The 26,370-nt window shown below is 60.8% G+C and carries 30 protein-coding genes and 2 pseudogenes; 17 read left to right on the forward strand and 15 right to left on the reverse strand.

Features of this window, described 5'->3' with window-relative positions; translation table 11 throughout:
• Window positions 1-14: 14 nt before the first annotated feature.
• The gene (locus QN219_RS14140) at window positions 15-917 is read left to right on the forward strand and encodes a LysR family transcriptional regulator (RefSeq protein WP_284000351.1); all 903 of its coding nucleotides are present in this window, start codon (window positions 15-17) and stop codon (window positions 915-917) included.
• Between the two features lie 140 nt (window positions 918-1,057).
• Here QN219_RS14140 and QN219_RS14145 read toward each other — a convergent pair whose 3' ends face one another.
• The gene (locus QN219_RS14145; protein WP_284000595.1) at window positions 1,058-1,285 is read right to left on the reverse strand and encodes a hypothetical protein; all 228 of its coding nucleotides are present in this window, start codon (window positions 1,283-1,285) and stop codon (window positions 1,058-1,060) included.
• Between the two features lie 47 nt (window positions 1,286-1,332).
• Between QN219_RS14145 and QN219_RS14150 the strand changes: the two genes are divergently transcribed.
• Complete coding sequence (locus tag QN219_RS14150) at window positions 1,333-1,512, forward strand: hypothetical protein (RefSeq protein WP_284000352.1); 180 nt, start codon at window positions 1,333-1,335, stop codon at window positions 1,510-1,512.
• Window position 1,513: 1 nt separating this feature from the next.
• Here QN219_RS14150 and QN219_RS14155 read toward each other — a convergent pair whose 3' ends face one another.
• Complete coding sequence (locus tag QN219_RS14155) at window positions 1,514-1,942, reverse strand: metalloregulator ArsR/SmtB family transcription factor (RefSeq protein WP_284000353.1); 429 nt, start codon at window positions 1,940-1,942, stop codon at window positions 1,514-1,516.
• On the reverse strand, window positions 1,939-2,583 hold the full coding sequence (locus tag QN219_RS14160; RefSeq protein ID WP_284000354.1) for a peroxiredoxin: 645 nt from the start codon (window positions 2,581-2,583) through the stop codon (window positions 1,939-1,941). The genes QN219_RS14155 and QN219_RS14160 overlap by 4 nt, the downstream gene beginning before the upstream one ends.
• A 123-nt stretch (window positions 2,584-2,706) precedes the next feature.
• Between QN219_RS14160 and QN219_RS14165 the strand changes: the two genes are divergently transcribed.
• The 7 genes and pseudogenes from QN219_RS14165 to QN219_RS14190 all read left to right on the forward strand — a co-directional run bounded on the left by QN219_RS14165 (window position 2,707) and on the right by QN219_RS14190 (window position 6,766).
• Complete coding sequence (locus QN219_RS14165; protein WP_284000355.1) at window positions 2,707-3,633, forward strand: MBL fold metallo-hydrolase; 927 nt, start codon at window positions 2,707-2,709, stop codon at window positions 3,631-3,633.
• A gap of 5 nt (window positions 3,634-3,638) precedes the next feature.
• On the forward strand, window positions 3,639-4,070 hold the full coding sequence (locus tag QN219_RS14170; RefSeq protein ID WP_284000581.1) for a YeeE/YedE family protein: 432 nt from the start codon (window positions 3,639-3,641) through the stop codon (window positions 4,068-4,070).
• Window positions 4,067-4,507 (forward strand): YeeE/YedE family protein, encoded by a 441-nt coding sequence (locus tag QN219_RS14175; protein ID WP_284000356.1) that lies wholly within the window; start codon window positions 4,067-4,069, stop codon window positions 4,505-4,507. Before QN219_RS14170 ends, QN219_RS14175 begins: the two co-directional genes overlap by 4 nt.
• A gap of 27 nt (window positions 4,508-4,534) precedes the next feature.
• Window positions 4,535-5,251: a TIGR01244 family sulfur transferase gene (locus tag QN219_RS14180; RefSeq protein ID WP_405052141.1), complete on the forward strand. Its 717-nt coding sequence runs from the start codon at window positions 4,535-4,537 to the stop codon at window positions 5,249-5,251.
• Window positions 5,173-5,496: pseudogene (locus QN219_RS34160) on the forward strand (TIGR01244 family phosphatase); the annotation flags it as partial. The gene QN219_RS14180 and the pseudogene QN219_RS34160, both read left to right, overlap by 79 nt.
• A gap of 18 nt (window positions 5,497-5,514) precedes the next feature.
• Window positions 5,515-6,306, forward strand: coding sequence for a sulfite exporter TauE/SafE family protein (locus tag QN219_RS14185; protein WP_284000357.1), 792 nt, complete (start codon window positions 5,515-5,517; stop codon window positions 6,304-6,306).
• A gap of 73 nt (window positions 6,307-6,379) precedes the next feature.
• Window positions 6,380-6,766, forward strand: coding sequence for a DUF302 domain-containing protein (locus tag QN219_RS14190; protein WP_284000358.1), 387 nt, complete (start codon window positions 6,380-6,382; stop codon window positions 6,764-6,766).
• A gap of 150 nt (window positions 6,767-6,916) precedes the next feature.
• Here the strand turns inward: QN219_RS14190 and QN219_RS14195 are convergent, their stop codons facing one another.
• Entirely contained in the window at window positions 6,917-7,549 is a 633-nt protein-coding gene (locus QN219_RS14195) for a Spy/CpxP family protein refolding chaperone (RefSeq protein WP_284000359.1), read from the reverse strand.
• A 793-nt stretch (window positions 7,550-8,342) separates the two neighbouring features.
• Between QN219_RS14195 and QN219_RS14200 the strand changes: the two genes are divergently transcribed.
• The 4 genes from QN219_RS14200 (at window position 8,343) to QN219_RS14215 (ending at window position 11,532) form a co-directional block, all read left to right on the forward strand.
• Complete coding sequence (locus tag QN219_RS14200) at window positions 8,343-8,951, forward strand: DUF2269 family protein (protein WP_284000360.1); 609 nt, start codon at window positions 8,343-8,345, stop codon at window positions 8,949-8,951.
• A 445-nt stretch (window positions 8,952-9,396) separates the two neighbouring features.
• Window positions 9,397-10,701 (forward strand): glucoamylase family protein, encoded by a 1,305-nt coding sequence (locus QN219_RS14205; protein WP_284000361.1) that lies wholly within the window; start codon window positions 9,397-9,399, stop codon window positions 10,699-10,701.
• Window positions 10,701-10,847 (forward strand): hypothetical protein, encoded by a 147-nt coding sequence (locus QN219_RS14210; protein ID WP_284000362.1) that lies wholly within the window; start codon window positions 10,701-10,703, stop codon window positions 10,845-10,847. Before QN219_RS14205 ends, QN219_RS14210 begins: the two co-directional genes overlap by 1 nt.
• Before the next feature lie 10 nt (window positions 10,848-10,857).
• Window positions 10,858-11,532 (forward strand): isoprenylcysteine carboxylmethyltransferase family protein, encoded by a 675-nt coding sequence (locus tag QN219_RS14215; protein WP_284000363.1) that lies wholly within the window; start codon window positions 10,858-10,860, stop codon window positions 11,530-11,532.
• Between the two features lie 348 nt (window positions 11,533-11,880).
• On the opposite strand, the gene QN219_RS14220 is transcribed toward QN219_RS14215, so the two are convergent.
• A complete protein-coding gene (locus tag QN219_RS14220) occupies window positions 11,881-12,189 on the reverse strand; it encodes a c-type cytochrome (RefSeq protein ID WP_284000364.1) in 309 nt (102 codons plus the stop codon).
• A 420-nt stretch (window positions 12,190-12,609) separates the two neighbouring features.
• Window positions 12,610-15,243 (reverse strand): PAS domain S-box protein, encoded by a 2,634-nt coding sequence (locus QN219_RS33975; RefSeq protein WP_309486587.1) that lies wholly within the window; start codon window positions 15,241-15,243, stop codon window positions 12,610-12,612.
• Window positions 15,244-15,533: 290 nt separating this feature from the next.
• Here QN219_RS33975 and QN219_RS14230 point away from each other — a divergent pair, with 290 nt between their 5' ends.
• Window positions 15,534-16,265: a response regulator transcription factor gene (locus tag QN219_RS14230; RefSeq protein WP_284000365.1), complete on the forward strand. Its 732-nt coding sequence runs from the start codon at window positions 15,534-15,536 to the stop codon at window positions 16,263-16,265.
• 27 nt (window positions 16,266-16,292) lie between these two features.
• Here QN219_RS14230 and QN219_RS34165 read toward each other — a convergent pair.
• From QN219_RS34165 to ftsH, 3 genes and pseudogenes are all read right to left on the reverse strand, one after another.
• Window positions 16,293-17,042, reverse strand: a pseudogene (locus QN219_RS34165) (Crp/Fnr family transcriptional regulator).
• Between the two features lie 183 nt (window positions 17,043-17,225).
• Entirely contained in the window at window positions 17,226-17,912 is a 687-nt protein-coding gene (locus QN219_RS14245) for a dienelactone hydrolase family protein (RefSeq protein WP_284000368.1), read from the reverse strand.
• A 250-nt stretch (window positions 17,913-18,162) separates the two neighbouring features.
• Window positions 18,163-20,049 carry an ATP-dependent zinc metalloprotease FtsH gene (ftsH, locus tag QN219_RS14250; RefSeq protein WP_284000369.1) on the reverse strand — a complete coding sequence of 629 codons (1,887 nt, stop codon included), beginning with the start codon at window positions 20,047-20,049 and terminating at the stop codon, window positions 18,163-18,165.
• 181 nt (window positions 20,050-20,230) lie between these two features.
• On the opposite strand from ftsH, the gene QN219_RS14255 reads away from it, so the two are divergent.
• A complete protein-coding gene (locus QN219_RS14255) occupies window positions 20,231-20,752 on the forward strand; it encodes a universal stress protein (protein ID WP_284000370.1) in 522 nt (173 codons plus the stop codon).
• 34 nt (window positions 20,753-20,786) lie between these two features.
• Window positions 20,787-21,071 carry a hypothetical protein gene (locus QN219_RS14260; protein ID WP_284000371.1) on the forward strand — a complete coding sequence of 95 codons (285 nt, stop codon included), beginning with the start codon at window positions 20,787-20,789 and terminating at the stop codon, window positions 21,069-21,071.
• A gap of 87 nt (window positions 21,072-21,158) precedes the next feature.
• Here QN219_RS14260 and QN219_RS14265 read toward each other — a convergent pair whose 3' ends face one another.
• From QN219_RS14265 to QN219_RS14290, 6 genes are all read right to left on the reverse strand, one after another.
• A complete protein-coding gene (locus tag QN219_RS14265) occupies window positions 21,159-21,926 on the reverse strand; it encodes an ABC transporter permease (RefSeq protein ID WP_284000372.1) in 768 nt (255 codons plus the stop codon).
• Entirely contained in the window at window positions 21,923-22,744 is an 822-nt protein-coding gene (locus QN219_RS14270; RefSeq protein WP_284000374.1) for an ABC transporter ATP-binding protein, read from the reverse strand. The genes QN219_RS14265 and QN219_RS14270 overlap by 4 nt, the downstream gene beginning before the upstream one ends.
• On the reverse strand, window positions 22,744-23,733 hold the full coding sequence (locus QN219_RS14275) for an ABC transporter substrate-binding protein (RefSeq protein WP_284000376.1): 990 nt from the start codon (window positions 23,731-23,733) through the stop codon (window positions 22,744-22,746). Before QN219_RS14275 ends, QN219_RS14270 begins: the two co-directional genes overlap by 1 nt.
• Entirely contained in the window at window positions 23,730-24,692 is a 963-nt protein-coding gene (locus tag QN219_RS14280) for a 1-phosphofructokinase family hexose kinase (protein WP_284000377.1), read from the reverse strand. Before QN219_RS14280 ends, QN219_RS14275 begins: the two co-directional genes overlap by 4 nt.
• Before the next feature lie 21 nt (window positions 24,693-24,713).
• On the reverse strand, window positions 24,714-25,394 hold the full coding sequence (locus QN219_RS14285; RefSeq protein WP_284000378.1) for a CBS domain-containing protein: 681 nt from the start codon (window positions 25,392-25,394) through the stop codon (window positions 24,714-24,716).
• A 567-nt stretch (window positions 25,395-25,961) separates the two neighbouring features.
• Window positions 25,962-26,246 carry a ribose-phosphate pyrophosphokinase-like domain-containing protein gene (locus QN219_RS14290; protein ID WP_309486588.1) on the reverse strand — a complete coding sequence of 95 codons (285 nt, stop codon included), beginning with the start codon at window positions 26,244-26,246 and terminating at the stop codon, window positions 25,962-25,964.
• Here QN219_RS14290 and QN219_RS14295 point away from each other — a divergent pair.
• Complete coding sequence (locus QN219_RS14295) at window positions 26,196-26,354, forward strand: hypothetical protein (RefSeq protein ID WP_284000380.1); 159 nt, start codon at window positions 26,196-26,198, stop codon at window positions 26,352-26,354. The two genes, QN219_RS14290 and QN219_RS14295, sit on opposite strands and share 51 nt — an antisense overlap.
• Window positions 26,355-26,370 lie beyond the last annotated feature (16 nt).

Consider the following 26,370-nt stretch of genomic DNA (forward strand, 5'->3'; position numbering starts at 1 on the left):
TCCCGGAGGTTTTCATGGAATGGAGTGACATCCCGCTCTTTCTGGCGATCGCACGGGAAGGCACCTTGGGCGCTGCTGCCCGCAAGCTGGGTCTAACGCAGCCGACCATGGGCAGACGCCTGAAAGCGCTGGAAGAGGCTATGGGCCAAAAACTGTTCCAGAGGACCAGCGACGGATTTGTGCTGACGGACGAGGGCGTGCTGGTGCTTGCCCATGCCGAGCGAATGGAAGAGGAAGCACTCGGCATCACCCGCGGGCTGGCCGGCAGCGACGGACAACTGGATGGCCAGCTAAGAGTCTCCTGTTCCGACTGGTTCGGCATTCACGTGCTCGCCCCGATCCTGTCCGGCTTTTCAAGAAGGCATCCGAAGGTGACGGTCGAGTTGCTCACGGATGCAAGGTTGCTGAACCTTTCGCGGCGCGACGCAGATCTCGTTTTTCGTATCAGGCCGTTTACCGAGCCCGAGGTCATATCACGCAAGTTGATGACCATCCCGTATGGCCTCTATGCGGCTGCAGACATGCCCAATCCCGCCTATGATGGCCGCGGTGACGTGCCGTTGGTGACGATGGACGAGGCCTTCGGAAACATGCCGGACGTCGCCTGGCTCAGGGGGCTTTTCCCCGAAGCGCCAATCGTCATGCGAAGCAACAGTCGCGACGTGCAGGCGCGCCTGTGCCTCGGAGGCGCCGGTCTCGCGGTGCTGCCGCGACCACTTGGCGACAACATGAAAGGATTGAAACTGCTCTATCCGCCCACGAGTCCGCCGAGCCGGGACACTTGGCTCGGCTATCACCGCGATCTGCGGCGCCTGCCCAGGCTCAGAGCACTTCTGGATATCGCGATCCAGAGCGTCGGCGAGCCTGAACCAATGCATCGAGTCGCCAAGCATGAGGGTGCTGGCACGACGCGGTGATATTTCTCGAAGGTCTTCTCCTAGACGACGCGATTGGCGATCTCGGTCTCGACAGTGACGAACACTACACCCTTGGCAGAGGTCGGCCGGTTCCAGACCAGAGCCTCGGACCAGCCATCGGGGTCGAATGCATTGCGATTTTACCCTGACTTGGCAGGTTCTTCCGTCTGCACCCGCGCAAGGCTGTGGGTGGCACAATCGCGCTCGCTGCAGACCTCGCCCGAGACTTCGCGGCGCCGCGTCTCGAGTTCTTCGCTGTAGCGACGCAGCGGGTGGCGTTCGGTCAATAGGCCGACAAGCGGTGCTTCTGTATCAACCTTCGGCGGCGCCCATAGAAGACTCTGGTTCCGCCGAATTTCAGGCGGCATTGTCCTCAGCCTCGCTGCTGTCGTTGAGAGGCTCAGGGACGGAAACAATGTCTACGACGGGGACACCGATCGCGCGGAGGCGTCGTGTCGTGCGCTTTGTCATAGCCCATCCGGCCATCCTGCTTGGTGCCAGCATTGGAGTTGCCGAGTGGGCCTTGCAACATGAAACGGAAAACGTCGGCGACTGCGCGCGCTGTGACGGCCTCTTCGACGCTGTCGAGGTATAGCCTACCGCGCCGGATCTAGTCGCGCGAACTGCGCCGCTTCGCTGATATCCAACTTCCGAGCGGTGTCTGACGACGATAAAGGCGCAGGTTGCCTTTCACGCGAAGACTGCGGTTGGCGTTCGGTGCTGCAGAAGAGGTCGAGGAGCAGGCCCATGACCGCTTCGACCCGCTCGTCGGCGACGGAGTAGTATATCGTGCGCGACTCCCGGCGCGTCTTGACCAGGCCTGCCTGGCGCAGTTCCGCAAGCTGTTGCGAAAGTGTCGGCTGCTTCAGCCCAAGATCATTCTGGATGTCGCTGACTGAGCGCTCCTGCTGAGCGATATGGCAGAGCAGCATAAGGCGGCTTGGTGTGCTGAACAACCGCATGAATTCGGCCGCCTGTGCCGCATTGTCCTGCAATGCTTCCACGGGGATGTCTTTCCTCATCATGCGACCCGTTCCCGATAGTACCAGGCGCCCTTCGACCCATTGGCCGTTTCCGCCTCCTCCATGGTCACTGCCGGCTGTTCCACAAGCGGATCACCAGACCGCCAGCCCTCTGGCGTGGATGCGCCTTCCCTCAGGGATGCCTGCAAGGCTTCGACAAGGCGAAGAAGTTCGTCCACGGACCGGCCGACATTCATGGGATACCAGACGATGGCACGGATGACGCCTTCAGGATCGATGACATAGGTGGCCCGGACTGTGGCGCTGCTCGGCGAGGCACTGTCGAGCATGCCATAGGCCTGCGCGATCGCCATCGACGGGTCCTCGATCAGCGGGAAATCAACTTTGACCCCGAAGCTCCGCTCGATATCGCGCAACCAGGCTACATGCGCGTAGAGGCTGTCCACAGAAAGACCCAACAGTTCACACTCGAGTGCCGCGAATCTCTCCTTTGCGCGTGCCAAGGCCATAAATTCGCTCGTGCAAACCGGAGTGAAATCCGCCGGGTGCGAAAAGAACAGGACCCAGCGGCCACGATAGGAGGCAAGCGACACGTCCCCCGCCGTCGATCGAGCCGAGAAGCCAGGCGCAATATCGTTGATCCTGAGAGACCGCACCTCGGCCCCCGAAGCGGTGTCGTTCATTCCAAATCTCCTGACCGGTCATGCTTCTTCGCCTATAGCTCAGAAGTTTTCGCGTTTCCATCAAATACATACTTGCATATTTAATGTAAATATATGTAAGGAGTCCAACCAGGAGGTTAAGCCATGTCGGACACCGCCCTCTCCCACGCTCGAGAGGTCATCGTCACCGCACGAGGCGATGCATCGAAAAGGCCTGCCGTTAAGTCCTTTTTCGATCCCGCGACGTTCACCATCAGTCATGTCGTCCGCGATCCGGGCTCAAACGCCTGCGCCATCATCGACAGCGTGCTCGATTACGATCCGGCCGCCGGTCGAACGATGAATGCGTCGGCGCGCGCGCTCATTGATTACGTAAAATCCGAAAGCCTCGAAGTGCAGTGGCTTCTGGAGACGCACGCCCATGCGGATCATCTCTCCGCCGCTCCGCTTCTGCAGGCGGAACTCGGTGGCGCGCTCGCGATTGGCCGCGAGATCATCCGGGTGCAGGAAGTTTTTGGCAAGATTTTCAATGCCGGCTCGGAGTTCCAGCGGGACGGCAGCCAGTTCGATCAGCTCTTCCGGGACGGCGACCGGTTCAAAGTCGGCGGGCTCGAAGCGACCGTTTTGCATGTACCGGGTCACACGCCCGCCTGCCTCGCCTATATCATCGGTGATGCAGTGTTCCCCGGCGACACGCTGTTCATGCCGGACTATGGCACCGCCCGGTGCGATTTTCCGGGCGGCGATGCCCGCCAGCTCTTTCGCTCGATCCAGCGCCTGATGCAGCTACCGGACGAGGCCCGCATGTTCATGTGCCACGACTACAAGGCACCCGGCCGCGATGAATTTGCCTGGGAGACCACCGTCGGCGCCGAGCGGACCGGCAATGTTCACGTGCACGAGGGCGGAAGCGAAGACGCATTTGTCACGATGCGCAACGAACGCGACGCGACGCTTTCCATGCCGAAACTGATCCTGCCATCGGTGCAGGTCAACATGCGCGGCGGCAGGTTGCCTCCACCCGAGGACAACGGCGTCCAGTACCTGAAAATCCCCGTGAACGTGTTATGAGCGCGATGACTGAGATCAACTATCTCTGGCCTCTGGCCGGCGGCCTCCTGATCGGCCTGTCGGCGGGCCTTTATCTTCTGCTGAATGGACGGATAGCCGGGATTTCCGGCCTTGCAGCTGCTGCGGCCGGATTGACCCACGACGGCGTCAGCAAGTTGGGATTGGGTTTTCTCGGTGGCATTATCGCTGGGGCGTGGCTGGCGGCCGCACTCATTCGCCAACCCGACATCACCATCACCTCCTCGCCTGGGCTACTCATCGCTGCAGGACTAATTGTCGGCTACGGCACGCGGCTCGGCTCCGGTTGCACGAGCGGGCACGGTGTTTGCGGCCTAGCGCGTCTTTCGCCGCGTTCGGTCGCAGCGACGGTAACCTTCATGGCCGTCGCGGGTGTAACCGTCTTCGTCACGCGCCATCTTCTTGGAGTCCTGTCATGAGCTCCCGCATCGCAGCATCGATCATCTGCGGCCTCATCTTCGGGACGGGCCTGGTGATCTCGGACATGATCAATCCGGCACGCGTGCTGGCTTTCCTCGATGTCGCCGGCAATTGGGACCCGTCGTTGGCCTTTGTCATGGGTGGCGCGCTGGTTCCCTCTGCCGTGGCTTACATCGTCCGCCGCAGCCGCTCAGCGCCCCTGCTCGATAGCCGCTTCTATGTGCCGGCGAATGCACAGATCGATTGGAAACTGGTGACGGGCGCGGCTCTGTTCGGGCTCGGCTGGGGCCTTGTGGGGTTCTGCCCCGGCCCCGCCATAGCCGCTTTGTCGACGGGGCGGTGGGAGGCCGTCCTGTTCGTCGCGGCCATGCTGGTCGGAATGTCGGCGTATCGTTTTTCGCTCGGCCGGCACGTTCCAAACTACCGCTTCAGCTGAGGAGGAGAACGGATGGACATCCGCAGGATGGACGACGCGATCAGCGTGTCGCCGCAGATCAAACTCGAGAATGCGCACGAGCTGTCGGCGCTTGGGTTCAAATCCATCATCTGCAACCGGCCGGATGGCGAGGACGCCGCCCAACCCGCCACCGCTGACATCTGCCAGGCCGCGATGGGCGCGGGTCTCGACTTCCGTCACATTCCGGTCGTCGGATCCAACATCACAGACAACGACATAGCCCTCTTCCGCGCAGCCCTAATAGATCTACCGAAACCAATTCTTGCCTACTGTCGATCGGGCACGCGCTCGGCGACGCTCTGGGCTCTGTCGATGGCCGAGACGGCCAGTGTCGAGCATGTAATGGCGACCGCGGGGGAAGCCGGCTACGATCTGAACGAGCTTCGCTCACGCCTGGAAGGGCTTCACAAAAGGCAACCCACAAAAAGTGTCTCCGCCGCGTGTGACGTACTCGTGGTCGGTGGAGGCGCCGCCGGCATCGCGACGGCTGCGAGCCTCCTGAAGCGGCGACCTGTCTCAACATCATCATCATCGATCCGTCGGATCGACATGCCTATCAACCAGGCTGGACCATGGTCGGGGGCGGCATCTTCAAGCCGGGTGATACCGTTCGCCCGATGCGATCGGTCATTCCGTCCGGCGTCCGCCCCGCGGCCGCGGCCCGCAAGCAGGCACCGATCGTCGCCGAGAATCTTCTCGCCGTCATGGACGGGCGAAAGATGACAGCCGCCTATGATGGTTATGGGTCTTGCCCGCTTACGGTCGAGCGCGGCAAGATCGTGCTGGCCGAGTTCGGCTACGGCGGCAAGCTCCTGCCGACGTTTCCGACCTGGCTCATCGACGGCACCAAGCCATCAACGCTCGCCTGGTACCTGAAGGCCGAAGCGCTGCCGCCGATCTATTGGCACGCGATGCTTAAGGGCCGCGAGTGGCTGGCGTCGCCGGAACTCAAGGGCGAGGCCGCCTAGGACGACCACGGAACATTCATGTATCTCGACGCGCTACAATATCTGCTCGGGGGCATGTCCGGCGTCCTGGTCGGCTTCACCCTCGGGCTCTTCGGCGGCGGTGGTTCGATACTCGCCGTCCCGCTGATGGTCTATTTCGTCGGCGCGCCGAGCGCGCATCTGGCGATCGGCACGAGCGCGCTCGCCGTCGCCGTCAATGCCTTCACGAACCTTCTCAGCCATGCTCGCCTCGGCAACGTCAAATGGCGTTGTGCCGCGGTCTACAGTGCCGCCGGCGTTGTGGGCGCGTTCCTCGGCTCAACGTTTGGCAAATTGGTCAACGGTCAGCACCTGCTGATACTGTTCGCGCTGCTGATGCTGGTCATCGGCGCTCTGATGTTCAAGCGACGAAATGCCGAAGGCAATCCAGGGGCACAATGCAGTCCCGAGAACGCATCGAAGGTCCTGGGCTTCGGCGGCATGACCGGTATCCTGTCGGGGTTCTTCGGTATTGGCGGCGGGTTCCTCATCGTCCCTGGGCTGATTGCCGCGACCGGCATGCCAATCATCAACGCCATCGGCTCGTCGCTCGTCGCCGTCACCGCGCTCGGGCTGACGACGACCATCAACTACGCTCTTTCCGGCTATGTCGATTGGGCGTTGGCAGCCGTCTTCATTCTCGGGGGTGTCGCAGGCGGAGCGCTCGGCGCATTCGTCGCGGCACATCTTTCGGGCAGGAAAGGCGTGCTCAACAGCCTGTTCGCGTCACTGATCTTCGTAGTCGCCGGCTACATGATCTATAGGGCCGTGGGCCAGATCACTGCGGCTTGATCTTATGCGCACCGAGGAGATCATTTCGAAGCAGGCTGAAATGCCTCAACGACAATCGACGAGAGGAAGTCCCATGAGCTACTATTTCGCAAAAACGTTGTCATGCGGCTTTGACGAGGCGGTGCAGCGCACGACGGATGCGTTGAAAGCAGCCGGCTTTGGCATCATCACCGAAATCGACGTCAAAGAGACGCTCAAGAAGAAGATCGACGTGGACTTCCGTCCTTACCGAATACTCGGTGCTTGCAATCCGCGCCTGGCGTACGAGGCGCTCAACATCGAGGACAAGGTCGGGACGATGCTGCCGTGCAACGTCATCATACAGGACGCTGGTGGCGACAAGATCGAAGTCGCCGCCATCGACCCTGTTGCCTCAATGCAGGGGATCGGCAATCCAACGCTTTTGGAGACGGCCAGGCAGGTGCGGTCGATGCTGGCGAGCCTCGTCGAGGGCCTCTGAACGGTCACCCGTAGCAAGCTGGAGATCTTCCTGCAGGAATTGAAATCAAATCTAAGTCGCTGACGTGCGTTGGGCATTGATCGACATCAACGGCGGTGCGATTTGGTTGCACTTCGCTGCTCACCTGAATGAGCTCCCGGTCTGCTTCGGTTACATCATCCCCATCATCGGGGGCACAAGCAGCCTGTCAGCCATCTGTTTTTGCGTTCCATCGAGGGCTTGATAGAGAGGAACGAGGGCGCCCTTCAGTTTGCGTATGTTTTCGAGTCGGCTGGCCAGGGTGCTTTCTCTCAGTTGCAGACGCTGCAACGGGGTCCCGCCAGCCCCACCCGGTCCGCCCATGCCACCCGGCATCTGCATCATACCATCCTGTGGGGCGCGGGCGTTAGCACGCAGAGTTTCGGCGAAGGCGTTCCACAACGGCTCCTGCTCCGGGGTTATCTTGAGCTCCGTCTTCAGGAACGCGAGGCGCCCCTCGATGTGTTCGGGGGCCATCATCTGGGCCATTGCTCCCATGGCGGTCTGCCCCATTGGTGCCTGGCCGGCCATCATGCCCATGGGGTCTTGTCCGCCCATCATCCGCATCATGCTGCCCATCATGTCGCCGGACATCATGCCGCTCTGCATCGTGGCACTCGGGTTCGCGGCGGGAACCTGCTGTTGCCCGGCTCCCTCGCTCGCCTGCCCGGCCGGGGCCTCGGGATGATGCGCGTCTTCGGCAGAGGCCGGCGTCAAGCCCAAGAGCACTGCACCCGCCAGCAGCATTGTTCGCAGAGTCGCCATTTTCATCTCTCCCAGTTTCTAATGGTCCGGGCAGTCGCCTCGGAGAAACAACCAAAGAACCCTTCTATAAAATACCCGTTGGCGCGAAAATCCACTTTGATGCGGATCAAGCTCGGCTTCGACCAACGTTCACTGCGGACGCGGGCGTTGGCACTGTCACCGGCTTCGTGCTGCCTGCTCGAAGATGGCGACCCCGCGTCGTCTTCAACCGGGACCTCGTCAGGGCGGAAAGGCACCCCGCGTATGGAGTTGGAGGCCTTGCCCGGTTCCCGCGTCCATGTTCGTCTCTCCGTCCGATTTATCCATATTTGTAACCACTTGAGCATGAAGGCTTGCGAAATCCTGCTCACGGAAAGCGCCTTCTTCAAGAGAACGGCGCGGATGCCGTTTGCTTGGATGATATCCTCTCCTCGGCCCGGACGATGATCGAAGCCGCGTTCCAGTTTCAGTCAGCGGTCTTGCGCTCCCGATGTGCGGCAGCGATTCGTGCACTTTTTTTTAACGGGGGTTTCGTCGCTCTGAAGGAAACGGGGCCCGCATCGTCATGGCGAACACCGTTGTTCATCCCTCGAACAATAGTCGACATTTCATGCCCGTTGGTGGCGAGCAAAGAGGACTTGCTAAACAGCTCCTGCCCACTCCGTTCGAACGGAGGCTTTCGTGCGGTCTGGGAGCCGCACGCTCCGTCATTTTGATGTCGCAATTCCTAGAGCGAGTTGGTTATTTTGCCCATAGTCACCATCTTTGTTGCTACCGAAACCAAGTCTGGACAGCCCCGGAACGGCGGTATGCCATGGACCAGTACCTGCTCTTACGCTTTGCACATTTGGTCGGGCTTATGCTGATCTCGGCCGGTCTCATTGGCGTGTTCGTGACGGACATGCGTTCCCGACAAGTCCACGACGTGAAGCTTTTCGCACAGGCGGTCACCTTCATCGCGGTATTCTACGACGGTCTCGTCGTACCCGGTGCTTTGCTGCTGCTCGCGAGCGGGACTTGGCTCATCATCTCCTATTATGGTGGCTGGGAGTTCGTGAGCGTCCCATGGCTCGTCGGCATGGTGGTCCTGTTTGCCATTGAGTTCGTTGAGGGAAATACGATCACTCGCCTTTATTTCATGCGCCTACGGCGCTTGGCACGAGCAGCGCTGATGGAGGATCGAGTCACACCGGATCTGGCCGACGCTCGCGCAGAACAACTAGCATCTTTCACGCACTTTCTGGACATCCCGATCCTCTTGGTGATCGTCTCTCTTGGTGCATTGCGTCCCGATGACTGGACGCAATTTGTGATCGGCGTAGCGATCGCTGTCGTAGTGGCTTCGCTGTTGAATTACTTCGTTCCGCGTCTGTATCCTTGGGGTGGCGAAGACACGAGGCTGACGCGCTCCGTCGGTGGTTAAGCCCGAGCTTGAGGTAATCTGTGAGTTACATTGCCTGGTTCACGCGCGTTCAAAGAGCGCGAGTGCGCCCGCGTCCTCGCTCTCGCGCTACACTTCGGATCACCCATTCTCAAATCGAATTCCCCGCCCGTACGTTTGAGACGAATGTCTCAATCCGCGATTTTCTGACCCTGGCGGGCTGATCACCTTTTCGCACGGTCGAAATGCCTTTCGGATCGCTCGGAGCTTCCGGCGCTCCCTCTGCCGGACAAGGCGCGCGCGAAGTCCAACGAAAATTGACGCGCATCAATGTCATGTTCACGCAATCGGCAGAGCCTGAAAGAGATGCTCTGCCCATCTCTGCGGCGGTCTGCAGCCGCTGCCGCAGCCCGAAGACAAGAACGGTCCTGAACGTCCGGCAGCCGACTGAAACTGCTTGCGCGCTGGCTCTCCAGGAGGGGCATCCGTGAAGGAGGAAGGGACGACCCAAGAGCTTCGGCAGCTTCAGCGAGAGACGTTCGACTACTTTCTCAACGAAGTGAACCCCGCAAATGGCCTGATCCGTGACAAGACGGCACCGAATTGGCCGGCCAGCATCGCGGCGACGGGTCTTGCGCTCGCCTGCTACCCCGTCGCCGTGGAGCGCGGCCTAATGAGCCGTGAAGCGGCCGTGACGCGAACCCTGGCCACGCTCCGCTTCTTCTTGGCCAGTCCTCAGGGTCTGGAGCCAGATGCCACGGGGTACAAAGGTTTCTACTATCATTTTCTCGATATGGTGACCGGCAGACGCGCATGGCAATGCGAGTTGTCAACGATCGATAGCACCTTCCTCTTTGCCGGGACCTTCGCGGCCGCGGCCTATTTCGACGCGGCCGAGGCTCGCGAACGGGAGATATGCGAGATCACGGATGCCCTTTACCGCCGGGCCGATTGGCAGTGGGCGCTCGATGGCGGCACGACGGTATCTCACGGCTGGAAACCCGAGAGCGGCTTCCTCAAGTATCGCTGGGAAGGCTACAACGAGGCGCTGTTGCTCTACGTCCTCGGGCTCGCCTCGCCGTCGCATCCGCTCCCTGAAACGAGCTACGCCGCCTGGACCTCCACCTATCGGTGGGAGAGCTGCTACGGCTATGAATATCTCTATGCGGGCCCGCTGTTCACGCACCAGCTATCCCACGTCTGGATCGACTTCCGCGGTATCCAGGACGACTACATGCGCGCCAAGGGCATCGACTATTTCGAGAATAGCCGCCGTGCAACCCATGTTCAGCGCGCCTACGCGATCGACAACCCCCGGAAGTTTGAAGGATATCGCGAATGCTGTTGGGGCATCACCGCAAGCGAAGGACCCGGTCCGGCGATGCTCAAGCTGAAGGGCATTGAGCGGAAGTTCGACGACTACATCGGCCGCGGCGTACCCTACGGACCGGACGACGGAACGCTCGCACCGTGGGCCGTCGCCGCCTCGCTTCCGTTCGCCCCTGAAATCGTGCTGCAGGCCCTCGACTACTGCATCCATCAGGCCAGGCTGAAGATGTTCAACCGATATGGCTTCAAGGCGGCCTTCAATCCCACCCACCCCGGCGAGTACGGAAACCCCTATGGCTGGTGGGTGTCGCCATGGCATTTCGGTCTGAACCAGGGCCCGATCGTGCTGATGCTCGAGAACCATGAGAGCGGCCTGTTGTGGGACTTGATGCGCCGCTGCCCCTACGTTGCCGCAGGCCTGCGCCTGGCCGGCTTTCATGGCGGCTGGCTGGCGTTGCAGTGATGATCCTCGACGCTGCCGACGTTTTCTTGATCGGCATCAAGGGCGCCCGCTACGATTTTGGTATCATGCTCAACAAGGAGACGTTGACATTGGATCCAACCAACGACCTGGTCGCTCCGACAAGCCGCACGAAGCAGGGCAAGTAAGGAGGCTGCGATGCACGACAATGCTCCCGCGTATTGCCTATGGTCGTTGGTGATCGTCAACTCGGCGATTTTCGTCCTCTTCGCCTTTTCATTTTTCCGCCCGCAGACGCAGCGCGACTGGCGGTCGTTCGGGGCCTTCAGCGCCTTCCTCGTTGCGCTGTTTACCGAAATGTACGGATTTCCGTTGACGATCTATCTCCTTTCCGGCTGGTTGCAGAGCCGTTATCCCGGCATTGAGTGGTTTTCCCATGATGCAGGGCATCTTCTTGAGGAGCTTTTCGGCTGGAGGACCAATCCACATTTCGGACCGTTCCATCTCCTGAGCTTCGTCTTCATCGGCGGTGGTTTCTGGCTGATCTCCGCGGGCTGGAAGGTGCTTTACGAGGCCCAGACGCAAAGAGCCATAGCGACGACCGGGGCCTATGCCTACGTCCGCCATCCGCAATATGTCGGTTTCGTCCTGGTCATGTTCGGCTTTCTCTTGCAGTGGCCGACCGTGCTGACGCTGACGATGTTCCCGATCCTAGTCTTCATGTACGTGCGGCTGGCCCGCATCGAGGAACGCGAAGCCATCGCGGAGTTCGGCCTAACATACGAAAAATACATGCACGACGTGCCGGCCTTCATTCCGCGCTTCAGCAATCTCGCACGCCCCTCGAAACAGGATGCCGCCGGCCCGAGGTGATGCAGGACCGCCCGGCTTGGTTCCCCAAGAGCTGCTGCGGGGATTGGCGTATGCAAAGCCGGATCATTCGGATGTCAAGTTCAGCGGAACATAGGTTTCAAGCGACAGGAGCCGCTACAGGAGCGTTGGTCGGTATCGCGGGGTCACCCGCTGACGCTGCTCGCCATCGTATGCCTGGTGGTGATCCTGACATCTCCCGCCTCGGCCACGACCGAAGACGAGAATTACCGGGTCGCCGATGATCTGGGTATCTACCTTGGCGTTTTGCCGATTGCCATGGTGCGAGGCCATCCGAGGGAGCATGCCGAGGGGGGCATGCACGGTGTGAGCCTCCCCGCGATGTTCGGATTATTCCCCCAGGCTTAGGATATAGGCCGACACGTCCTGAACATCCGTCTGCGAAAGTACTATGTTCGGCATGGTTGGATGATCCTGGGCCGTGAGCCAGACTGTAAGCGCCGCTTCGGTCATTCCTGGCGTCGCAGCGACCGCCTCGAAGCTTGGCGCTTCCGAACTGGGGGACTGAGCTTGACCGGCGAGGACGGCGTGGCAGGCAGCGCACACGTCAAGCGCGAGTTGGCGTCCCTGACGAATGTCCTGTGCCTGTGCCGTCGAAACCGTCGCAAATGTGCTGGCAATCACTGCGATGATCGTCACTCGCACTGTGATCTCCTCTTTAGCTCTCATCGCCCCGATCGACAGATCGACCGAGATCCCTTCGCGTCAACGGCAGCGAACGTTGTAAAACTAGCCATTGCCAACTTGTACCGTCAAATGGTTGAACATCACATCGTCTGTTGTTCGCCGGGCTTTCCCTGATCCGTGCTGGTGCCTGTCACCGATACGTCGGGTTCTGACGTGGCTGACTTTGGTGCTTTTCGCCTATGTCGGCGTCGTCCTTACCGTGGAGATCAACTGGGGCGAGGTCGCCCTGCGGAGGGTGGCAAAATGGCCGCTCAAATGCCGTGCCCGTATGGTTGTCTTAGATCGGGTCGTGACAGCAGGTCCGGCCTTGGCCCTTTCTCGGTTACACGCTGCCTGTGAACATTGGCGAAAGCCCTACGGCCAACGGGGATATTAGCTGACCGCGGTCCTCTCGCTGAGAGTGCGTTGAAGCGCCCAGGCTAAGTCTGAAACCGTGTAAGGCTTCCTCAACCATGCCGCTACCCGGCTATTCGCCTGTCCCGTAATCTCAGGCCCGGCATAACCGGATGTGAAGAGGACAGGAAGCTCGGGATAGCGCTGGCGCGCTGCGGCAGCCAGTTCCGCACCGGTCATGCCGCCCGGCATCACTACGTCGGTGAAGAGAAGCCCGACGCCTGGCATTCGGTCGAGGATCGACAGCGCTTCCGGTCCGTTGCTTGCCTGAAGGACACGATAGCCGAGCGACTCGAGCCGGGCGATCGTCACGCGCCGCACTCGCTCATCGTCCTCGGCAACGAGCACCAATTCGCCGGTGCCCTCCGGCAGGCTTAGGGGTGCCGCAGTTTCCGACGTTTCGGCACCTTTCTCGAGGGCCAGCGGAAGGTAGATCCGCACAGTCGTCCCCTGGCCCTCCTCGCTGTAAAGCGCGACGTGCCCGCCCGATTGCTTCACGAAGCCATACACCGAACTCAGCCCCAGACCTGTGCCAGCTCCTTGCGGTTTTGTGGTGAAGAAGGGTTCGAAGGCTCGCTCCCTGACTTTGGCGCTCATCCCGGTCCCCGTGTCGCTGACGGCTATCAGGACATACTGTCCCGGGCGAACCTCCGGATGATCGAGGGCGTAGTCTCGGTCGAGCTCCGCCCTGCTCACCTCAAGCGCCAAAGTTCCGCCCTTCGGCATCGCGTCCCGTGCGTTGATCGCAAGGTTCAGGATCGCGTTCTTCAACTGGCCTTCGTCGACCACTGCGAGGCACCCGCTTCTGATACCGGTGCGGACCACAATCGTCTCCCCAAGTGTACGGCGCAACAGGTCACCTGTGGCGGCGACCAACTCGCCGACGTCGGAAAGCTGCGGGTTGAGTGGCATGCGTCGTCCGAAGGCGAGCAAGCTGGAGGTCAACTGTGCGGCAAGGTCGGCCGCCTCCTGAGCCTCACCGACGTAGGCGCGGTATTTGTCGCCAGCCTTAGCTTCAAGCATTTCGAGGTTACCCTTGATCACCGTCAGCAGGTTATTAAAATCGTGGGCGACTCCACCCGTGAGCTTGCCGATCGCTTCCATCTTCTGCGTCTGGCGCAATTCCTGCTCGACGCGTTGCTTTTCCGTTTGGTCCTGCAAAAAGGCGGTAAAGAGTCGCTCCCCATCAGCCTCCGCCTCCCCTACGTAAAGCTCGACCGGGAACTTGCTGCCATCCTTGCGCCGGCCGAGGACGACGCGGCCCTTGCCGATGATGTGGCGCTCACCAGTCTTGAGGTAGCGCTCAATGTATCCGTCATGCGCGCTCTTGTCCGGTTCCGGCATCAGCATGCTGACGTTCTCGCCGCATGCCTCGCCCGCCTTGAAGCCGAAGAGCTTCTCGGCGGTGGCGCTGAACGATTGTATTCTGCCGCGGCTGTCGGCGACGACCATCGCGCTTGGCACGGTTGCCAAGATCGAGCGGAGGTGGGCCTCGCGCCGCTGCGCCTCGGTCGCGGCTGAAGCAATGACGCGCCCGACCGCGTTGATCTCGCGCACAGGAGTCGCGACGGCGGATACGCGTTCATTCCGCTCCAGTTCGAGCCCGGCGCTCTGAAGCGCGCCAATGGCACTGGCCAGACGAGAGCCGGACCAATAGGCGAAAACGATCGATACGAGCAGGAGCAGAAATCCGATCGTCAGGACGGAGGCAAGCGCCTGCCAGATCGGCGCGTTGAGGATCGACATTGAGACGCTGACCGTGGTCAACCAATTCGTCTCGAGTGAGCGGGCATAGGCAGCAACGACATCCACGTTCACGAGGTTTTTCCCGCGCCAGAGCCCCTCCATATCGGACGCCCGCGACATCCACTCGGCCGGCGCCTTCCGGCCGACAAAAGCACCTGGATCGGCCGAGCGCGCAACGATCGTGCCTGTAGAATCGGTGACCGCCGCAAGCCAGCCTTCGTCAAGGTTCGCCTGGCTCAGGACCGGCTGCAGCCTCTCAACGGGTATGCGGAACGAAAGAAAGTAGACGACTTCGCCATCACGCAGCACCGGAACGATCACGCCGACCATCAGACGCTTTTGCATGGGCCCCACGAAGGCGCTTGTCACGACGGGCTTCTTCTCAAGAAAAGCCTGCCGCTCGAAGCCCAACATCTCGGGATTTGCGACCGGCAATGCCGTTCCCCATGGCGCCGACGTGTTGAGGAGTTGCCGCGGTTCGCCGGGAGCGCGAACGACGATGGTGACGGCGAGCGCACGCGCTATCTTTGAGGCAGTGGCGTGAAACGCTTCGAGATCTCCCCGTTGCAGTTCGTCGGAGGTCGCAAGCGCTTCCAGTACGAGCCTAGATCCCGCCAATTCGCCATCGATCGAGACCGACAGCTCACGTGCCAGCGATTGCGCCCACTCGACCGCGCGCGCCTGCTCGGCCTCAACATGCGTCCAGGCCAGGAACGAAGCAAAGAGTAGCACCGGTAGTACGAGGGCCGCGGCAAAGACCAGGAAGAAAGTCGAAGCGGGCCGCTCGCGTCGCCCCAACGATGAACCCGCGCGCGTGACCCGAGAGGCCCAATCTGCGGCAGCAGGTGTTGTCGAAGATTTGTTCATCGATGGCCTTACCGCACTGATGGCGCCACGCTGGTAACAGTCATGAAAGACATTGCTCTAGCTCGAAGACGGCTCTTCGAAATTGATCCAACGCAAGATCGACGCTCTTCTTTTCGGTACATCCAAATATCAACTCGCGGCCGAAAGCGGCGCCCCGGAAGGCGGACACGCAAAGTGCACCGGAAATGCGCCCTCCTATTTGACCCTGGACAAAGTGCGACACGATATTCGTGGTATCGGCCTGTTCCGGAACGAGCTCGAAAAAGACGGCTAAGTCTTTGAGTGGAGAGATGGTTTACAGATCAATGCCGCACCTGATCGTGGTCGACGATGATCCGCGGATTCGCTCCATGCTGTCACATTATCTGGAAGGCGAAGGCTTTCGCGTGAGCCTGGCTGATAGTGCTTCACAGTTGCGCCGGGTGCTATCTCCGTCGATCGACCTGGTGCTGCTCGACATCGGACTTCCCGACTGCAGCGGATTGGACCTCGCACGTGAGATCGGCGCGAATTTTCAGATCCCGACCATTATCGTATCCGGACGCGACGACGACATCGATCGTATAATCGGTCTGGAGATGGGGGCCGATGACTACGTGTCGAAGCCGTTCAACCTGCGCGAACTGCTCGCGCGCGTCAGAAGCGTATTGAGGCGATCGCAGCGGGCAATGCCCCTGGGGACGGCGCAAACGGCCACAGTCAGTATCTTTCAATTCGACGGTTGGACGCTCGACGCCGACCGGCGTCAACTGACGTCCGCCTCAGGGCGAGGTGTCGAACTTACCACCGGCGAATTCGATCTACTCATGGTTTTCGTCACCCATGCGGGTCGCGTCCTGACGCGCGACTTTCTCCTGGATGAGACACGCGGCCGCTTGCGAGAGGCATTCGACCGTGCGATCGACGTGCAAGTCACGCGCCTCAGGCGGAAGGTGGAAGACGATCCGGGAGATCCGCGACGGATAATGTCCGTCCGCGGTGTCGGCTACGTATTTGCGACGAAGGTCCACCGCCCGATGTGACGATCTCCGCATGAGCTCGATTGACCCTCATGCCCCGGCGTTTCTTGCCCTGCGCAGCGCGCCGTCATCGCCCTCCCCGTTCGCAAGAGCGAGCAGCGCGTCCATCCTCAGCAGGGCGATGGCGTGACGCCCGAGCGTCGCTATGACTCCGCTGCCTGTACGCTTGGTGATCGTCCGCGAGACTGTTTCGATCGTCATGCCCAGAAAGTCGGCGACATCGAGCCGTGTCATCGGCAGGTCGATGACACGACGCCGGTTCTCCAATTAGCCACGTGCCATCATGAGCAGGAAACCGGCCACCTTTTCATCGGCACTCCGGCGGGAAAGGAAAACCATTTGATCCTGCGCCGCCGCCATCTCGTCGCAAAGGCGGGAGAAAAGTTGCTCCCTTAGATATGGCGCTCGCGCGCTTTCGTTTTCGAGGCGGCGCCGCGGAACGCGCCGCAGTTCGGCGGGAGTTACCGCTTGGACCGTATAGAGATAATCATCCTTCAGCGGGACGCCGAGCAAATCCCCGGGCCGCAGGAAGCCCATGATGACGCGGCGACCATCACCCAGAATCCGCAGAGCCCGCAAGGTGCCTTCAATGACCTCGAAGGTATGCTTCGCCGGCTCCCCTTCCCAGAAGACGGCGGCACCCGCGGCGAAGCGCTCGACTGGCTGCCTCATGAACAGCGACGAACGGCTCGGCTTCTCGGAAACACGCGGAACTGCTGCAACACGTGCCTGATGTCCGGCGACAGCTGAAGGCTCACGGGGGGTTTCTCCGTCTCTCAAATTGGACGGAAGGACTTGGCCGCCGCTACGTGACTCCAGGATGACGTTTGCGTCAAAATATTTGCGGGTAGCCCGCCGAAGGTCGCCGCTTCATTCGGCAAGTACAACCACATCTTGACCCCGATAATGGTCGAGCCCTACGCCACTGCCTTTCCTTCTGCACGGCTCGAGGAACGCATGTGCCTACCTCCGTTCCTGTTCGTTTTCGCGCTGACCGCAATAACGGCCGAACCACTCCGCTGCAGCGGCGGCTACCGCGTCGAGCGCTCCCGGTTCCGAGAACAGATGGGTGGCGTCCGGTACAATCTGTAGCTTCTTGGGACCGGAAAGCATCGCCAAGGCTGCCCGGTTCAACCCGAGAATGTCACGATCCGATCCCCCTACGATCAGAAGCGTCGGCGTCCTCACCTCTTCGAGGGCCGATGCGAGGTCCGGGCGACCGCCTCGAGAGACCAATGCAGACACCTGGTCGCCGAGCTCAGCCGCCGCTTGTAGAGCCGCAGCGGCACCGGTGCTCGCGCCGAAAAGCCCGACTGGCAGCCCCCGAGTGTAACGGGCCGCCAATGCCCACCTGCATGCGCCAACCATCCTCTTGGTCAACAATGGTATGTCGAATACATTGACGCGATTTGCAGCCTCCTGCTCGCTGAGGAGATCGAAAACGACGGTTGCGAAACCCTGCTTTCGTAATACTTCCGCAACATAGACGTTGCGTGGGCTCTCGCGGTTGGAGCCGCAGCCATGGGCAAAGACGACGACGCCGCGCGGGTCTGAAGGAAGGCGAAGGCAACCCGGCAAGTCGTGCGGCGAGATCTCAATAGCGATTGCCTCGGACCCGTTGGTTGTTAACTGCACAGTGCCAAATGTCATGGTCTCTGGCCTTTCAAGAGGGCAATGCGATGGCAAACTAGTGCTTCAGTGTTTTTGATTTCACTTACCGTTCTTCGGAAGTCGCCTTTCGCGCCAGGCAATCACGTCCTCGGGATTGCTGAGACAGGCCGGCCCTCCTAATGGCATGCACATCCTTTGGCGTGGCAGGTTCCCTTCGATCAGCGATACTCCACTGGCAGACGCCTCAACATTGTGTGCAATGAAGGCGGCCGCGCCGCATTGATGTCGGTCAACGGCGATGAAGGATTCTGGGCGCCGGTTTTCGATGCGGCCGCCCGACTGGGACATCGGTCTCGCCGTCCGTGGTCGTCTCGGCCGTCTTGCGGCCCTCCCGAAGTAACGGGGGAAAATCCTGCGGAGTAATAGTCTCGCGCTCGAGCAGCAGTTTTGCTCCTGCCTTTAACTCGCCCACACACCCCTGCAGTATCGCCTTGGCACCTTGGTAGGCATCGTCGATCATCATGCGCACCGCAAGATCGATTTCGCGCGCGGTCGTTTCCGAATAATCCTTCTGCCGTGGCGCAACTGGACCATCGCCGAGCCATTGCAGCCTTTGCTCTTCGAGCACAGCCTGGCCGACCTGCGGGCTCATGCCGAAGCGCACGACGCTTTGCCGCGCCACATCGGTGGCCTTCGCAAGGTCGTCCGCCGCACCGGTCGAGACTTCACCATAAACAAGCTCTTCAGCCGCTCGACCGGCGAGCAGTGCTGCAATGCGCTCCTTAAGTTCACTCGACGTGATGAGGAAGCGGTCATCGGTGGGGCGCTGCAACGTGTAGCCAAGCGCCCCGATCGAGCGGGGAATGATCGACACCTTCTGCACTGGATCGGTCTTCGAGAGTTTCGAGGCCACCAAAGCGTGGCCCATCTCGTGATAGGCGACACGCTCGCGCTCGTCGGGTTTCAGCAGGCGGCTCTTGCGTTCTGAACCAGCTACGATGCGCTCGACCGCGTTGTTGAAGTCCTCGATCGTGACCCGCTCGGCACCACGGCGCGTCGCGACGATCGCGGCTTCGTTGACCAGGTTGGCGAGATCGGCGCCGGTGAAACCCGGCGTCATGTCTGCGATCTCCTCCACATGCACCCCCTGCGCGATCGCGACATTCGCCATATGAACCTTGAGGATTGCCGCCCTGCCGTTTCGATCCGGGCGATCAATGACAACCTGGCGATCGAAGCGGCCTGCACGCAAAAGGGCTGGATCAAGGATCTCCGGACGATTGGTGGCAGCCAGGAGGACGATGCCGCCGCGTGGGTCGAAGCCGTCAAGTTCGGCCAGCAATTGATTGAGCGTCTGCTCCTTCTCGTCGCCGCCGCCATAGCCGGCGAAAGGACTGCGGGCGCGGCCGAGCGCGTCGAGCTCGTCAATGAAGATAATGCAGGGAGCGGCCTGTCGCGCCTGATCGAAAAGGTCCCGCACGCGGGCGGCGCCGACGCCAACGAAGAGCTCGACGAATTCCGAGCCGGAAATCGAGAAGAAAGGCACGCCGGCCTCGCCTGCAACCGCGCGCGCCATCAGCGTTTTGCCCGTTCCGGGTGGCCCGACGAGGAGGATCCCTTTGGGAATATGCGCGCCGAGGCGGCTGTATTTCGCCTGGTCCTTCAGGAAGGCAACCACCTCCTGCAACTCAGCCTTCGCCTCGTCGACGCCGGCCACATCGTCAAACGTCACACCCGTCTGGCGCTCGAGATAGACCTTGGCCTTTGACTTTCCAATGTTGACGAGGCCACCGCGTTCGGTGACTCCCTGAAAGAGCACGAACCAGAGGCCAAAAAGGACCAGCAACGGGAAGATCCAGGAAAGCAGCGTCATGCCCCAATTGCTGTCGGTCCCGCCCGATACCTTTGCACCGGCCTTCTCGAAGACCTCGGCCACCGATGGATCGACGCGGTGAGCAATGAAGTATTTCTTCCCGTCCTCCGCTTGCCTGAACTCCCCCTCGATCATCGTTTCCGTCACGACGACGGAGGCAACCCTGCCCTCCGCCGCCGCGCGCAACGCGTCGGAATAGGTGAGCTGCACGACTTCGCGATGGCTCCACCAGAACTCGAAGGTGGCGATCAGCAGAAGCGCGGCGATGACATAGCCGACGCTCAATATCCGTTTCGTGTCCATCGGCTCGCGTCCACTTGCTTGTACCTAGGTACGATCCTTCTCACGTTTGCGCGGACGGTACCTTGACCCGCGTCAAACGTGGGCGTGGCTCACAGGATCTGGTTTGCAAGAGGCTCTTTGACGAGCGTCAATGCCTTCCGCCAAGACATGCCCGAGAGTTCGTTCAAAGGGAGGAAGTGTCATGACCAAGTGCGTTCTGGTCGCAACCGATGGATCCGACAAAGCACGAGAAGCTGTGGCGATGGCGGCGAACATGGCCAAAGCTCTCGGAGCAAAACTCACGGTCCTTCACGTCACCCTGCATGGGCTTAGGGCTGAGGAGGCGAGCCGCCTCGCCGAGCCGGCACACCTCGTCCGTCGCATATCGGCCGTGACTATGCCAAAGTTGGAGCGTGCTCCCAGCTCGATGGACGAGTTGTTTCGTGCCTCCCAAGGCGACATTGGAGAAATGGCTTCGGTCTTGGGTGACCGTATCGCCGAGGACGCCGCCGATATTGCCCGAAGCATTGGCGTCAGCAGTGTGGAGACCCGCATCGAGGCCGGCGACTACGCTGAGACAATTCTTGCGGTCGCTGAGGAAATCGGGGCGGACATGATCGTCGTCGGAAGCCGCGGACTCGGGCGATTGAGGGGTATGCTGGTCGGAAGCGTGTCGCAAAAAATCGTTCAGCATGCACATTGCTCCGTGCTGGTGGTACGCTGAACATCGCTCGATCGAGCTCTTTGCCGAAACAACATTGCTCGTTGACACCTATGACACCACCGTCAGCGTCCGGGTTCTCTTCGACTTTGGCAGGAAAATGAAGTCTGCGTTCACGGTGCAGGCCACAAGGCCGGATTCCGGCGACCTGCTCAAACTGTCCCGGCAATCAAGACGAATACTCGACGAGGACGGACCGCGACACGTGAAGATCTTCGCCAGCGGCGGCCCCGATGAATGGATAATCGACCGTCTCGTGCGTGCCGGCGCGCCGTGCGATCTTCATGCTCGAACTTTCAGTTTGGCCGGATGCGCGCCGTAGCGGAAGCTCTTCATCAAGAGCGGTTGAGGGCTAGTCGAGGGACGAAAACAGTTCGATAGGCTGCGCGAGCGACGCTCCTTGAGCCCTTCACCTTACGTTCGTTCCCCAGCGGCGATGGAGAAAGCGCTCCCAAGGTGCAAAGAGGATTCGATCGGCCAAGAGGCCGATCAGCACGATGACCACCATGGCGCCGATCACCTGATCCATCGCGTTCAATTCGCGGCCGTAATGGAGCAATTGGCCGAGACCAAAACCTGTCAGGATCGTGACGAAAATCTCCGCCGCCATCAGGGATCGCCAGGCGAATGCCCAACCCTGCTTCATGCCGCTCACCAGGAACGGCAAGGAAGCCGGCAACATCACCATCGTCCAGAGATGGGTTCCTCGCGACCCCATGGTGCGTGCCGCACGCGCATAGATCGGCGGAATCGTGCGGGCGCCATGGTTGGTGGCGATGATCACCGACCATACGGTCCCCATCACGACAACGAAGAGCATCGCACCCTCGGTTTGCCCGAACCAAAGCACGGCGAAGGGCACCCAACAGACGCTCGGTAGTGTCTGCAGACCAAGCGCGAGGGAGCCGATTGTGTCTTCCAAGATCTGCGAGGAACTCGTGAGTACGCCGAGAGGCAGGCCGATCGCAGCGCCGATCGCATAGCCAACCAGAAGCCGCTGCATGGTAACCCTGATCGCTTCAAAAAGCGTGCCATCCATCATGGCACCCCAGAGATATCGCGCGACGCTCAAGACAGAGGGAAAGAGTACCGGTGACCAGCGTCCGCTCTCAGACAACAACTCCCAGCCGACCAGCAGCATAACGAGGAAGCTCGACACGATCGCGAAACGCTTCATTCTGTCACCCCGCCTCCGATAGTGCCGCGAAGCGCATCAGCAACGCGTCCGGCGTGGCCGATGAGTTCCGCATCGTAGATGTTTCGCGGGCGTGGCAGCGGAATCTCGAAATGCTGAACGATCCGCCCCGGCGCCTTCGACATCAGTAGCACGCGATCTCCCAGGCAGGCCGCCTCACGCATATTGTGCGTGACGAACACGATCGTCTTGCGGCGGTCGCTCCAGATGCGCTGGATATCGTCATAGAGGTGCTCGCGGGTCATCGCGTCGAGTGCGCCGAAGGGTTCGTCCATCAGCAGCACCTGCGGATCGGGGGCCAGTGCCCGCGCCAAGGCTACCCGCTGCTTCATTCCACCCGAAAGTTCATGCACGTGCGCGCCTTCAAATTTTTCGAGGCCGACCAAGGCAAGATATCGGTGTGCGATCTCGCGTCGCTCGCCGTTGCTAAGTTCGGGGCAAAGCCTCAGGCCGAACATGACATTGCCGAAAACGTTGAGCCAGGGAAAGAGCGACGGCTCCTGGAACACGACCAGACGCTGTCGACCCGGCCCGGTCACCGGCTGACCGTCGGCAAGCACATGACCAGCATCGGGCTTGCTCAACCCGGCTATGATGTCGAGTAGGGTCGACTTTCCGCAGCCGCTCGGCCCAACGACACAGACAACTTCGCCAGCCGCAACCTGCATGGAGACATTGTCGAGCGCATGTATGGTTGCCCGCGGCGTGCGGAACCACTTTGACACCCCCTCCACCACGAGCTTGCTTGTTGCCGTGGCAACCGGACCCGATATCGACTGGTTGGTGACTTGATCGAGCATCAGGGTACCTCGATCAGTCTCGAAAGCTCCGGTATTTCCCGCAGAAAGCCGACCTGCTGAGCCTTAGTGACGAAGGTCTGCAGTGCGGAGGGCGAAATCTCGCCGGTAACCGACATGCGCGTCCATGCCCGCGCAATGAGCTCCGGCGACATGCTGACTCGAAACGACGCCTTCAGTTCGTCCAGGATCATCCGCTGCGCGTCGGACGGGTGCCCCTTGATCCAGTCACTAAGGTCGCGATGGCCATCGACAAAGCGTCGGACGAGATCGCGGTGTTCCGAAAGAAAGGCTGCACGCGCGACGAGCACTGTCGTGACCGCTTCCTTTTCTTCGACGAGGATCTTTCCACCCGCCTCCATTTCGAGCCGCGAAACCCAGGGTTCGACAGTCCAGACGGCATCGAGCTGTCTGGCCTTGAAGAGTGACAGTTGCTCCGGATTGGCAGTCGGAACAACCTGGGCGTCCCCGCCTGCCTGCGTTATCCGCAAGCCTCCTGCTGAGAGCCAGGCGCGTGCTGCCACGTCCTGAGTATTTCCGAATTGGGGTGTTGCGAGCCGCTTGCCGCGGAAGTCCACCGCGGTCGCAAGGCTCTCACCCGCTTGCACGACGAGCGCAGAGCCACCGTTGACCGCGCCGGCGACGATACGGATTTCTGTTCCTGCCGAACGGGCATAAGCATTGATGGCCGGATTCGGTCCTACGTAAGTAAGGTCAATGCTTTCGGCGAAGACTGCTTCCATGGCACTCGGACCGGCATTATAGGCGTACCATTCGACCTTGATCTTCGGACTGAGCCGATCGGCGAACCAATTCCGGCCCTGCCGTTCGAAGTTTCTGGCAACCAGCGCCTGGGCATGTGTCACGTTCGGGAAATGGCCAATCCGAATCTTGAGATCTTGCGCGCGAACGGCGGTCGTCCCAAACGCACAGAGTCCCGTCGCAATCGTCGTCACAAACAGGCGCTGCGCTCTGAATAGAAATTCGTTCATGGACCGGAGCTTTCCATGGACGTTGACGGCACGCGTGGAGGCGGTTCGGTCCCCTTGTAAATCTTAAAGACGTCGTCGCGCCGGCACAGCTCGGTTCCGGATGCGATGACGGCAGCCGCCCCCGCGGCGACACCAAACCGGAACGCCTCCTCAATTGACTTGCCTTCCGCCAGGAACCAAGTCAGCGCGGCGATGAAGCTGTCGCCGGCACCCACGGTGGACTTGGCGACGACGTGCTTGGACGGGACGCGTAAAACGCCGAAGGCTCCAGCCAAGAGGGCACCCTCGCGGCCCATAGTAACTGCAACGAACTCTGTCGCAGTTTCCTTCACCAAAGCCGATGCGGCTCGCACGACCCCTTTCTCGTCCAGACGCCGGCCGGCTAGTGTTTCCAACTCTTCAATGCTCGGTTTGACGAGGAAAACCGGTGCCTTGCCCAAGGTGCAGCGCAATGTCGCCCCCGGGCAGTCGAGAATGAACCTAGCGCCGGTTTTCGCGGCTATGCGGCCAATGTGAGCATAGATGTCTTCGGGAGCGTTGCGCGGCAGACTCCCGCTGGCCACTATGAAGTCACCCCTGAACCTCTCAACGACGGCCAGCGCCTTCGCGATGTCGTCCGGCGCGACTTCCGGCCCCTCGGGAACGAAGCGATATTCGAGCCCCGTTTCCTCTTCTCGAACCATGAAGGAAATTCGCGTCAGTCCTGCTGCCTCCACGGGGTGAGTTCGGATCGCTGATGTCGCGAGGGCCTCTCTAAGCATCGCTCCCGTCGCTCCGCCTGCGATGACGAGGAGCTCGGGCTCGCCGCCGAGCTCGGCGATGACGCGTGCGACGTTGACGCCGCCGCCGCCGGGTCGCTGCCGCTCGCCATGCGTACGGATCTTGACGGTCGGACGCACGTGCTCAGCCTGACTCCATACGTCGATGGTGGGATTGAGAGCCACTGCAAGGATGGACATGGTTCACTCCACCAGGGTGCTTCAAGATCGTTCTGATAAGGTCGCGCTCGCTCCGACACGCAGCTTGTTCCTGACGCGCCCAACGCCGCTCACGCCTTCTGCGGCAACGCGAGCCGCCTCGCGCTGAACCTCACTGGCGACCTCTCCCCATAGGCAAACTGTGCCATCCTCGACTGTCACGTCGATTGCCGCCTTGTCGAGTCCGACGTCCGAACAAAGCCTCGTCAGGACAGCGCGTCGCGTCGCCTCGTCGCCCGCAGCCGTCACGTCAGGCACTGCCGCAGCGATCACCCGCAGAATATCGCTGCGGCTGACGATGCCCACCATCTGGCCGGCGCGTACAACGGGGACACGTTTGATGTCGTGCGTCTTTATAGCTGCAGCAATACGGTCAACCGGAGTGTCTTCATCCACTGTCACGACACCTGGCGTCATGACGTCACCGACACGCCAGCTGTTTCCCTTGATGAAAATCTCCGGCGCCTCTTCGTGCGTGCTGCCCGTACCCCGCCACGCGGCGGGTCCCAATTCTGCGCGCCGCAACAGATCTCCCTCGGTCAGAATACCGACAAGACTCCCATTGTCGTCAAGGACTGGCAGGCCGCTGATGTGGTTTTCCAGCATTACGCACGCGGCATGCTTTACGCTATGCTCAGGACTTATGGCGATGACCTTCCGGGTCATGACGTCCGCGGCTTTCATCTGAGGCCTCCCAGGAAAATATGGCTTTTGAAACATAGCTCACTTGTCGACGGCGTAGATTGACGTCGGTCAATAAGGGGAGCGGCAAGGCCACCATACTCCCCGCGCCGCTAGAACCGTGCGGCTTGCTTGCGTTAGGCCGTGCTCACCTCAGTCGGGTCCGCGTGGTGCGAAGACCCGTAACACTCTGCTGGCGGGATCGTGAGGGCCGCAACGCACAGCTGGACCTCACCCATATCCTTGATTTGCGTCAATGCAGGCTAATCCAGGTAATACGACATTTGGCGGCTAGAGACAGATGGGGTTTCACATGTCACAGCTGATTGCAAGTCACCATATCGACTATCGCGGCTACGGTTTGGAGGCCAGTCACTATGCTTCGGCATGGCGAGTGCACATAATACCCGGCCGGCGCTCCCTCCCAACTGACCCTGACCACGTCTTGGCAGATACTCAGGAGGAAGCGCTTACAAAGGCACGAGCAATCGTCGATCGCCACCTCCAAGGCTGAACAACTCACTTCGCTACAAAGTGCCGCGAGGGGCACGTGCGGCCCTTCGATCAGCATCAAGGAACGAGTGCAGTTAGGTAGGGTATGGTCACCGGCTCCCGCGTCTTGGTTTGCCGGTCCGTGCGCACATAGGGGAGATTTGGAACGAGGGCCGTTACGCGTGAAGCGCCTCCTTCGCGACAGCAAGCGATGAAAAACAGCAATTCGCAAAGCTTGTCGTTGACAGACTCCCGGGCACTTACATTCAGTTGCTGCATGGCCCAACTCTTCGACGCGGTCGGCACGGATGCGTGCGCAACATTGCCACGTTTCAGAACGCCTTCCGCTGCCGCACCATTCATTTGAGCGCGAAGCCGCTGTTCGCCGACGTGATTGCCCAAAAGCTGAAGACGGGCCGGTCACGATTTTCTCCCCGGATGGTGGCGGTACCAAGCGAGCGCAGCTTCTGAACGAGGCCTATGAACG

It is taken from the genome of Sinorhizobium sp. 8-89 (genome assembly GCF_030124325.1).
Taxonomy (GTDB): Bacteria; Pseudomonadota; Alphaproteobacteria; order Rhizobiales; family Rhizobiaceae; genus Sinorhizobium.

What these genes read in the sequence shown, in the direction of transcription:
- QN219_RS14140 (WP_284000351.1), top strand. Translation starts at nt 15, where the DNA reads ATGGAATGGAGTGACATCCCGCTCTTTCTGGCGATCGCACGGGAAGGC.
- QN219_RS14145 (WP_284000595.1), bottom strand. Translation starts at nt 1,285, where the DNA reads ATGCCGCCTGAAATTCGGCGGAACCAGAGTCTTCTATGGGCGCCGCCG.
- QN219_RS14150 (WP_284000352.1), top strand. Translation starts at nt 1,333, where the DNA reads ATGTCTACGACGGGGACACCGATCGCGCGGAGGCGTCGTGTCGTGCGC.
- QN219_RS14155 (WP_284000353.1), bottom strand. Translation starts at nt 1,942, where the DNA reads ATGATGAGGAAAGACATCCCCGTGGAAGCATTGCAGGACAATGCGGCA.
- QN219_RS14160 (WP_284000354.1), bottom strand. Translation starts at nt 2,583, where the DNA reads ATGAACGACACCGCTTCGGGGGCCGAGGTGCGGTCTCTCAGGATCAAC.
- QN219_RS14165 (WP_284000355.1), top strand. Translation starts at nt 2,707, where the DNA reads ATGTCGGACACCGCCCTCTCCCACGCTCGAGAGGTCATCGTCACCGCA.
- QN219_RS14170 (WP_284000581.1), top strand. Translation starts at nt 3,639, where the DNA reads ATGACTGAGATCAACTATCTCTGGCCTCTGGCCGGCGGCCTCCTGATC.
- QN219_RS14175 (WP_284000356.1), top strand. Translation starts at nt 4,067, where the DNA reads ATGAGCTCCCGCATCGCAGCATCGATCATCTGCGGCCTCATCTTCGGG.
- QN219_RS14180 (WP_405052141.1), top strand. Translation starts at nt 4,535, where the DNA reads ATGGACGACGCGATCAGCGTGTCGCCGCAGATCAAACTCGAGAATGCG.
- QN219_RS14185 (WP_284000357.1), top strand. Translation starts at nt 5,515, where the DNA reads ATGTATCTCGACGCGCTACAATATCTGCTCGGGGGCATGTCCGGCGTC.
- QN219_RS14190 (WP_284000358.1), top strand. Translation starts at nt 6,380, where the DNA reads ATGAGCTACTATTTCGCAAAAACGTTGTCATGCGGCTTTGACGAGGCG.
- QN219_RS14195 (WP_284000359.1), bottom strand. Translation starts at nt 7,549, where the DNA reads ATGGCGACTCTGCGAACAATGCTGCTGGCGGGTGCAGTGCTCTTGGGC.
- QN219_RS14200 (WP_284000360.1), top strand. Translation starts at nt 8,343, where the DNA reads ATGGACCAGTACCTGCTCTTACGCTTTGCACATTTGGTCGGGCTTATG.
- QN219_RS14210 (WP_284000362.1), top strand. Translation starts at nt 10,701, where the DNA reads ATGATCCTCGACGCTGCCGACGTTTTCTTGATCGGCATCAAGGGCGCC.
- QN219_RS14215 (WP_284000363.1), top strand. Translation starts at nt 10,858, where the DNA reads ATGCACGACAATGCTCCCGCGTATTGCCTATGGTCGTTGGTGATCGTC.
- QN219_RS33975 (WP_309486587.1), bottom strand. Translation starts at nt 15,243, where the DNA reads ATGAACAAATCTTCGACAACACCTGCTGCCGCAGATTGGGCCTCTCGG.
- QN219_RS14230 (WP_284000365.1), top strand. Translation starts at nt 15,534, where the DNA reads ATGGTTTACAGATCAATGCCGCACCTGATCGTGGTCGACGATGATCCG.
- QN219_RS14245 (WP_284000368.1), bottom strand. Translation starts at nt 17,912, where the DNA reads ATGACATTTGGCACTGTGCAGTTAACAACCAACGGGTCCGAGGCAATC.
- ftsH (WP_284000369.1), bottom strand. Translation starts at nt 20,049, where the DNA reads ATGGACACGAAACGGATATTGAGCGTCGGCTATGTCATCGCCGCGCTT.
- QN219_RS14255 (WP_284000370.1), top strand. Translation starts at nt 20,231, where the DNA reads ATGACCAAGTGCGTTCTGGTCGCAACCGATGGATCCGACAAAGCACGA.
- QN219_RS14265 (WP_284000372.1), bottom strand. Translation starts at nt 21,926, where the DNA reads ATGAAGCGTTTCGCGATCGTGTCGAGCTTCCTCGTTATGCTGCTGGTC.
- QN219_RS14270 (WP_284000374.1), bottom strand. Translation starts at nt 22,744, where the DNA reads ATGCTCGATCAAGTCACCAACCAGTCGATATCGGGTCCGGTTGCCACG.
- QN219_RS14275 (WP_284000376.1), bottom strand. Translation starts at nt 23,733, where the DNA reads ATGAACGAATTTCTATTCAGAGCGCAGCGCCTGTTTGTGACGACGATT.
- QN219_RS14280 (WP_284000377.1), bottom strand. Translation starts at nt 24,692, where the DNA reads ATGTCCATCCTTGCAGTGGCTCTCAATCCCACCATCGACGTATGGAGT.
- QN219_RS14285 (WP_284000378.1), bottom strand. Translation starts at nt 25,394, where the DNA reads ATGAAAGCCGCGGACGTCATGACCCGGAAGGTCATCGCCATAAGTCCT.
- QN219_RS14290 (WP_309486588.1), bottom strand. Translation starts at nt 26,246, where the DNA reads ATGAATGGTGCGGCAGCGGAAGGCGTTCTGAAACGTGGCAATGTTGCG.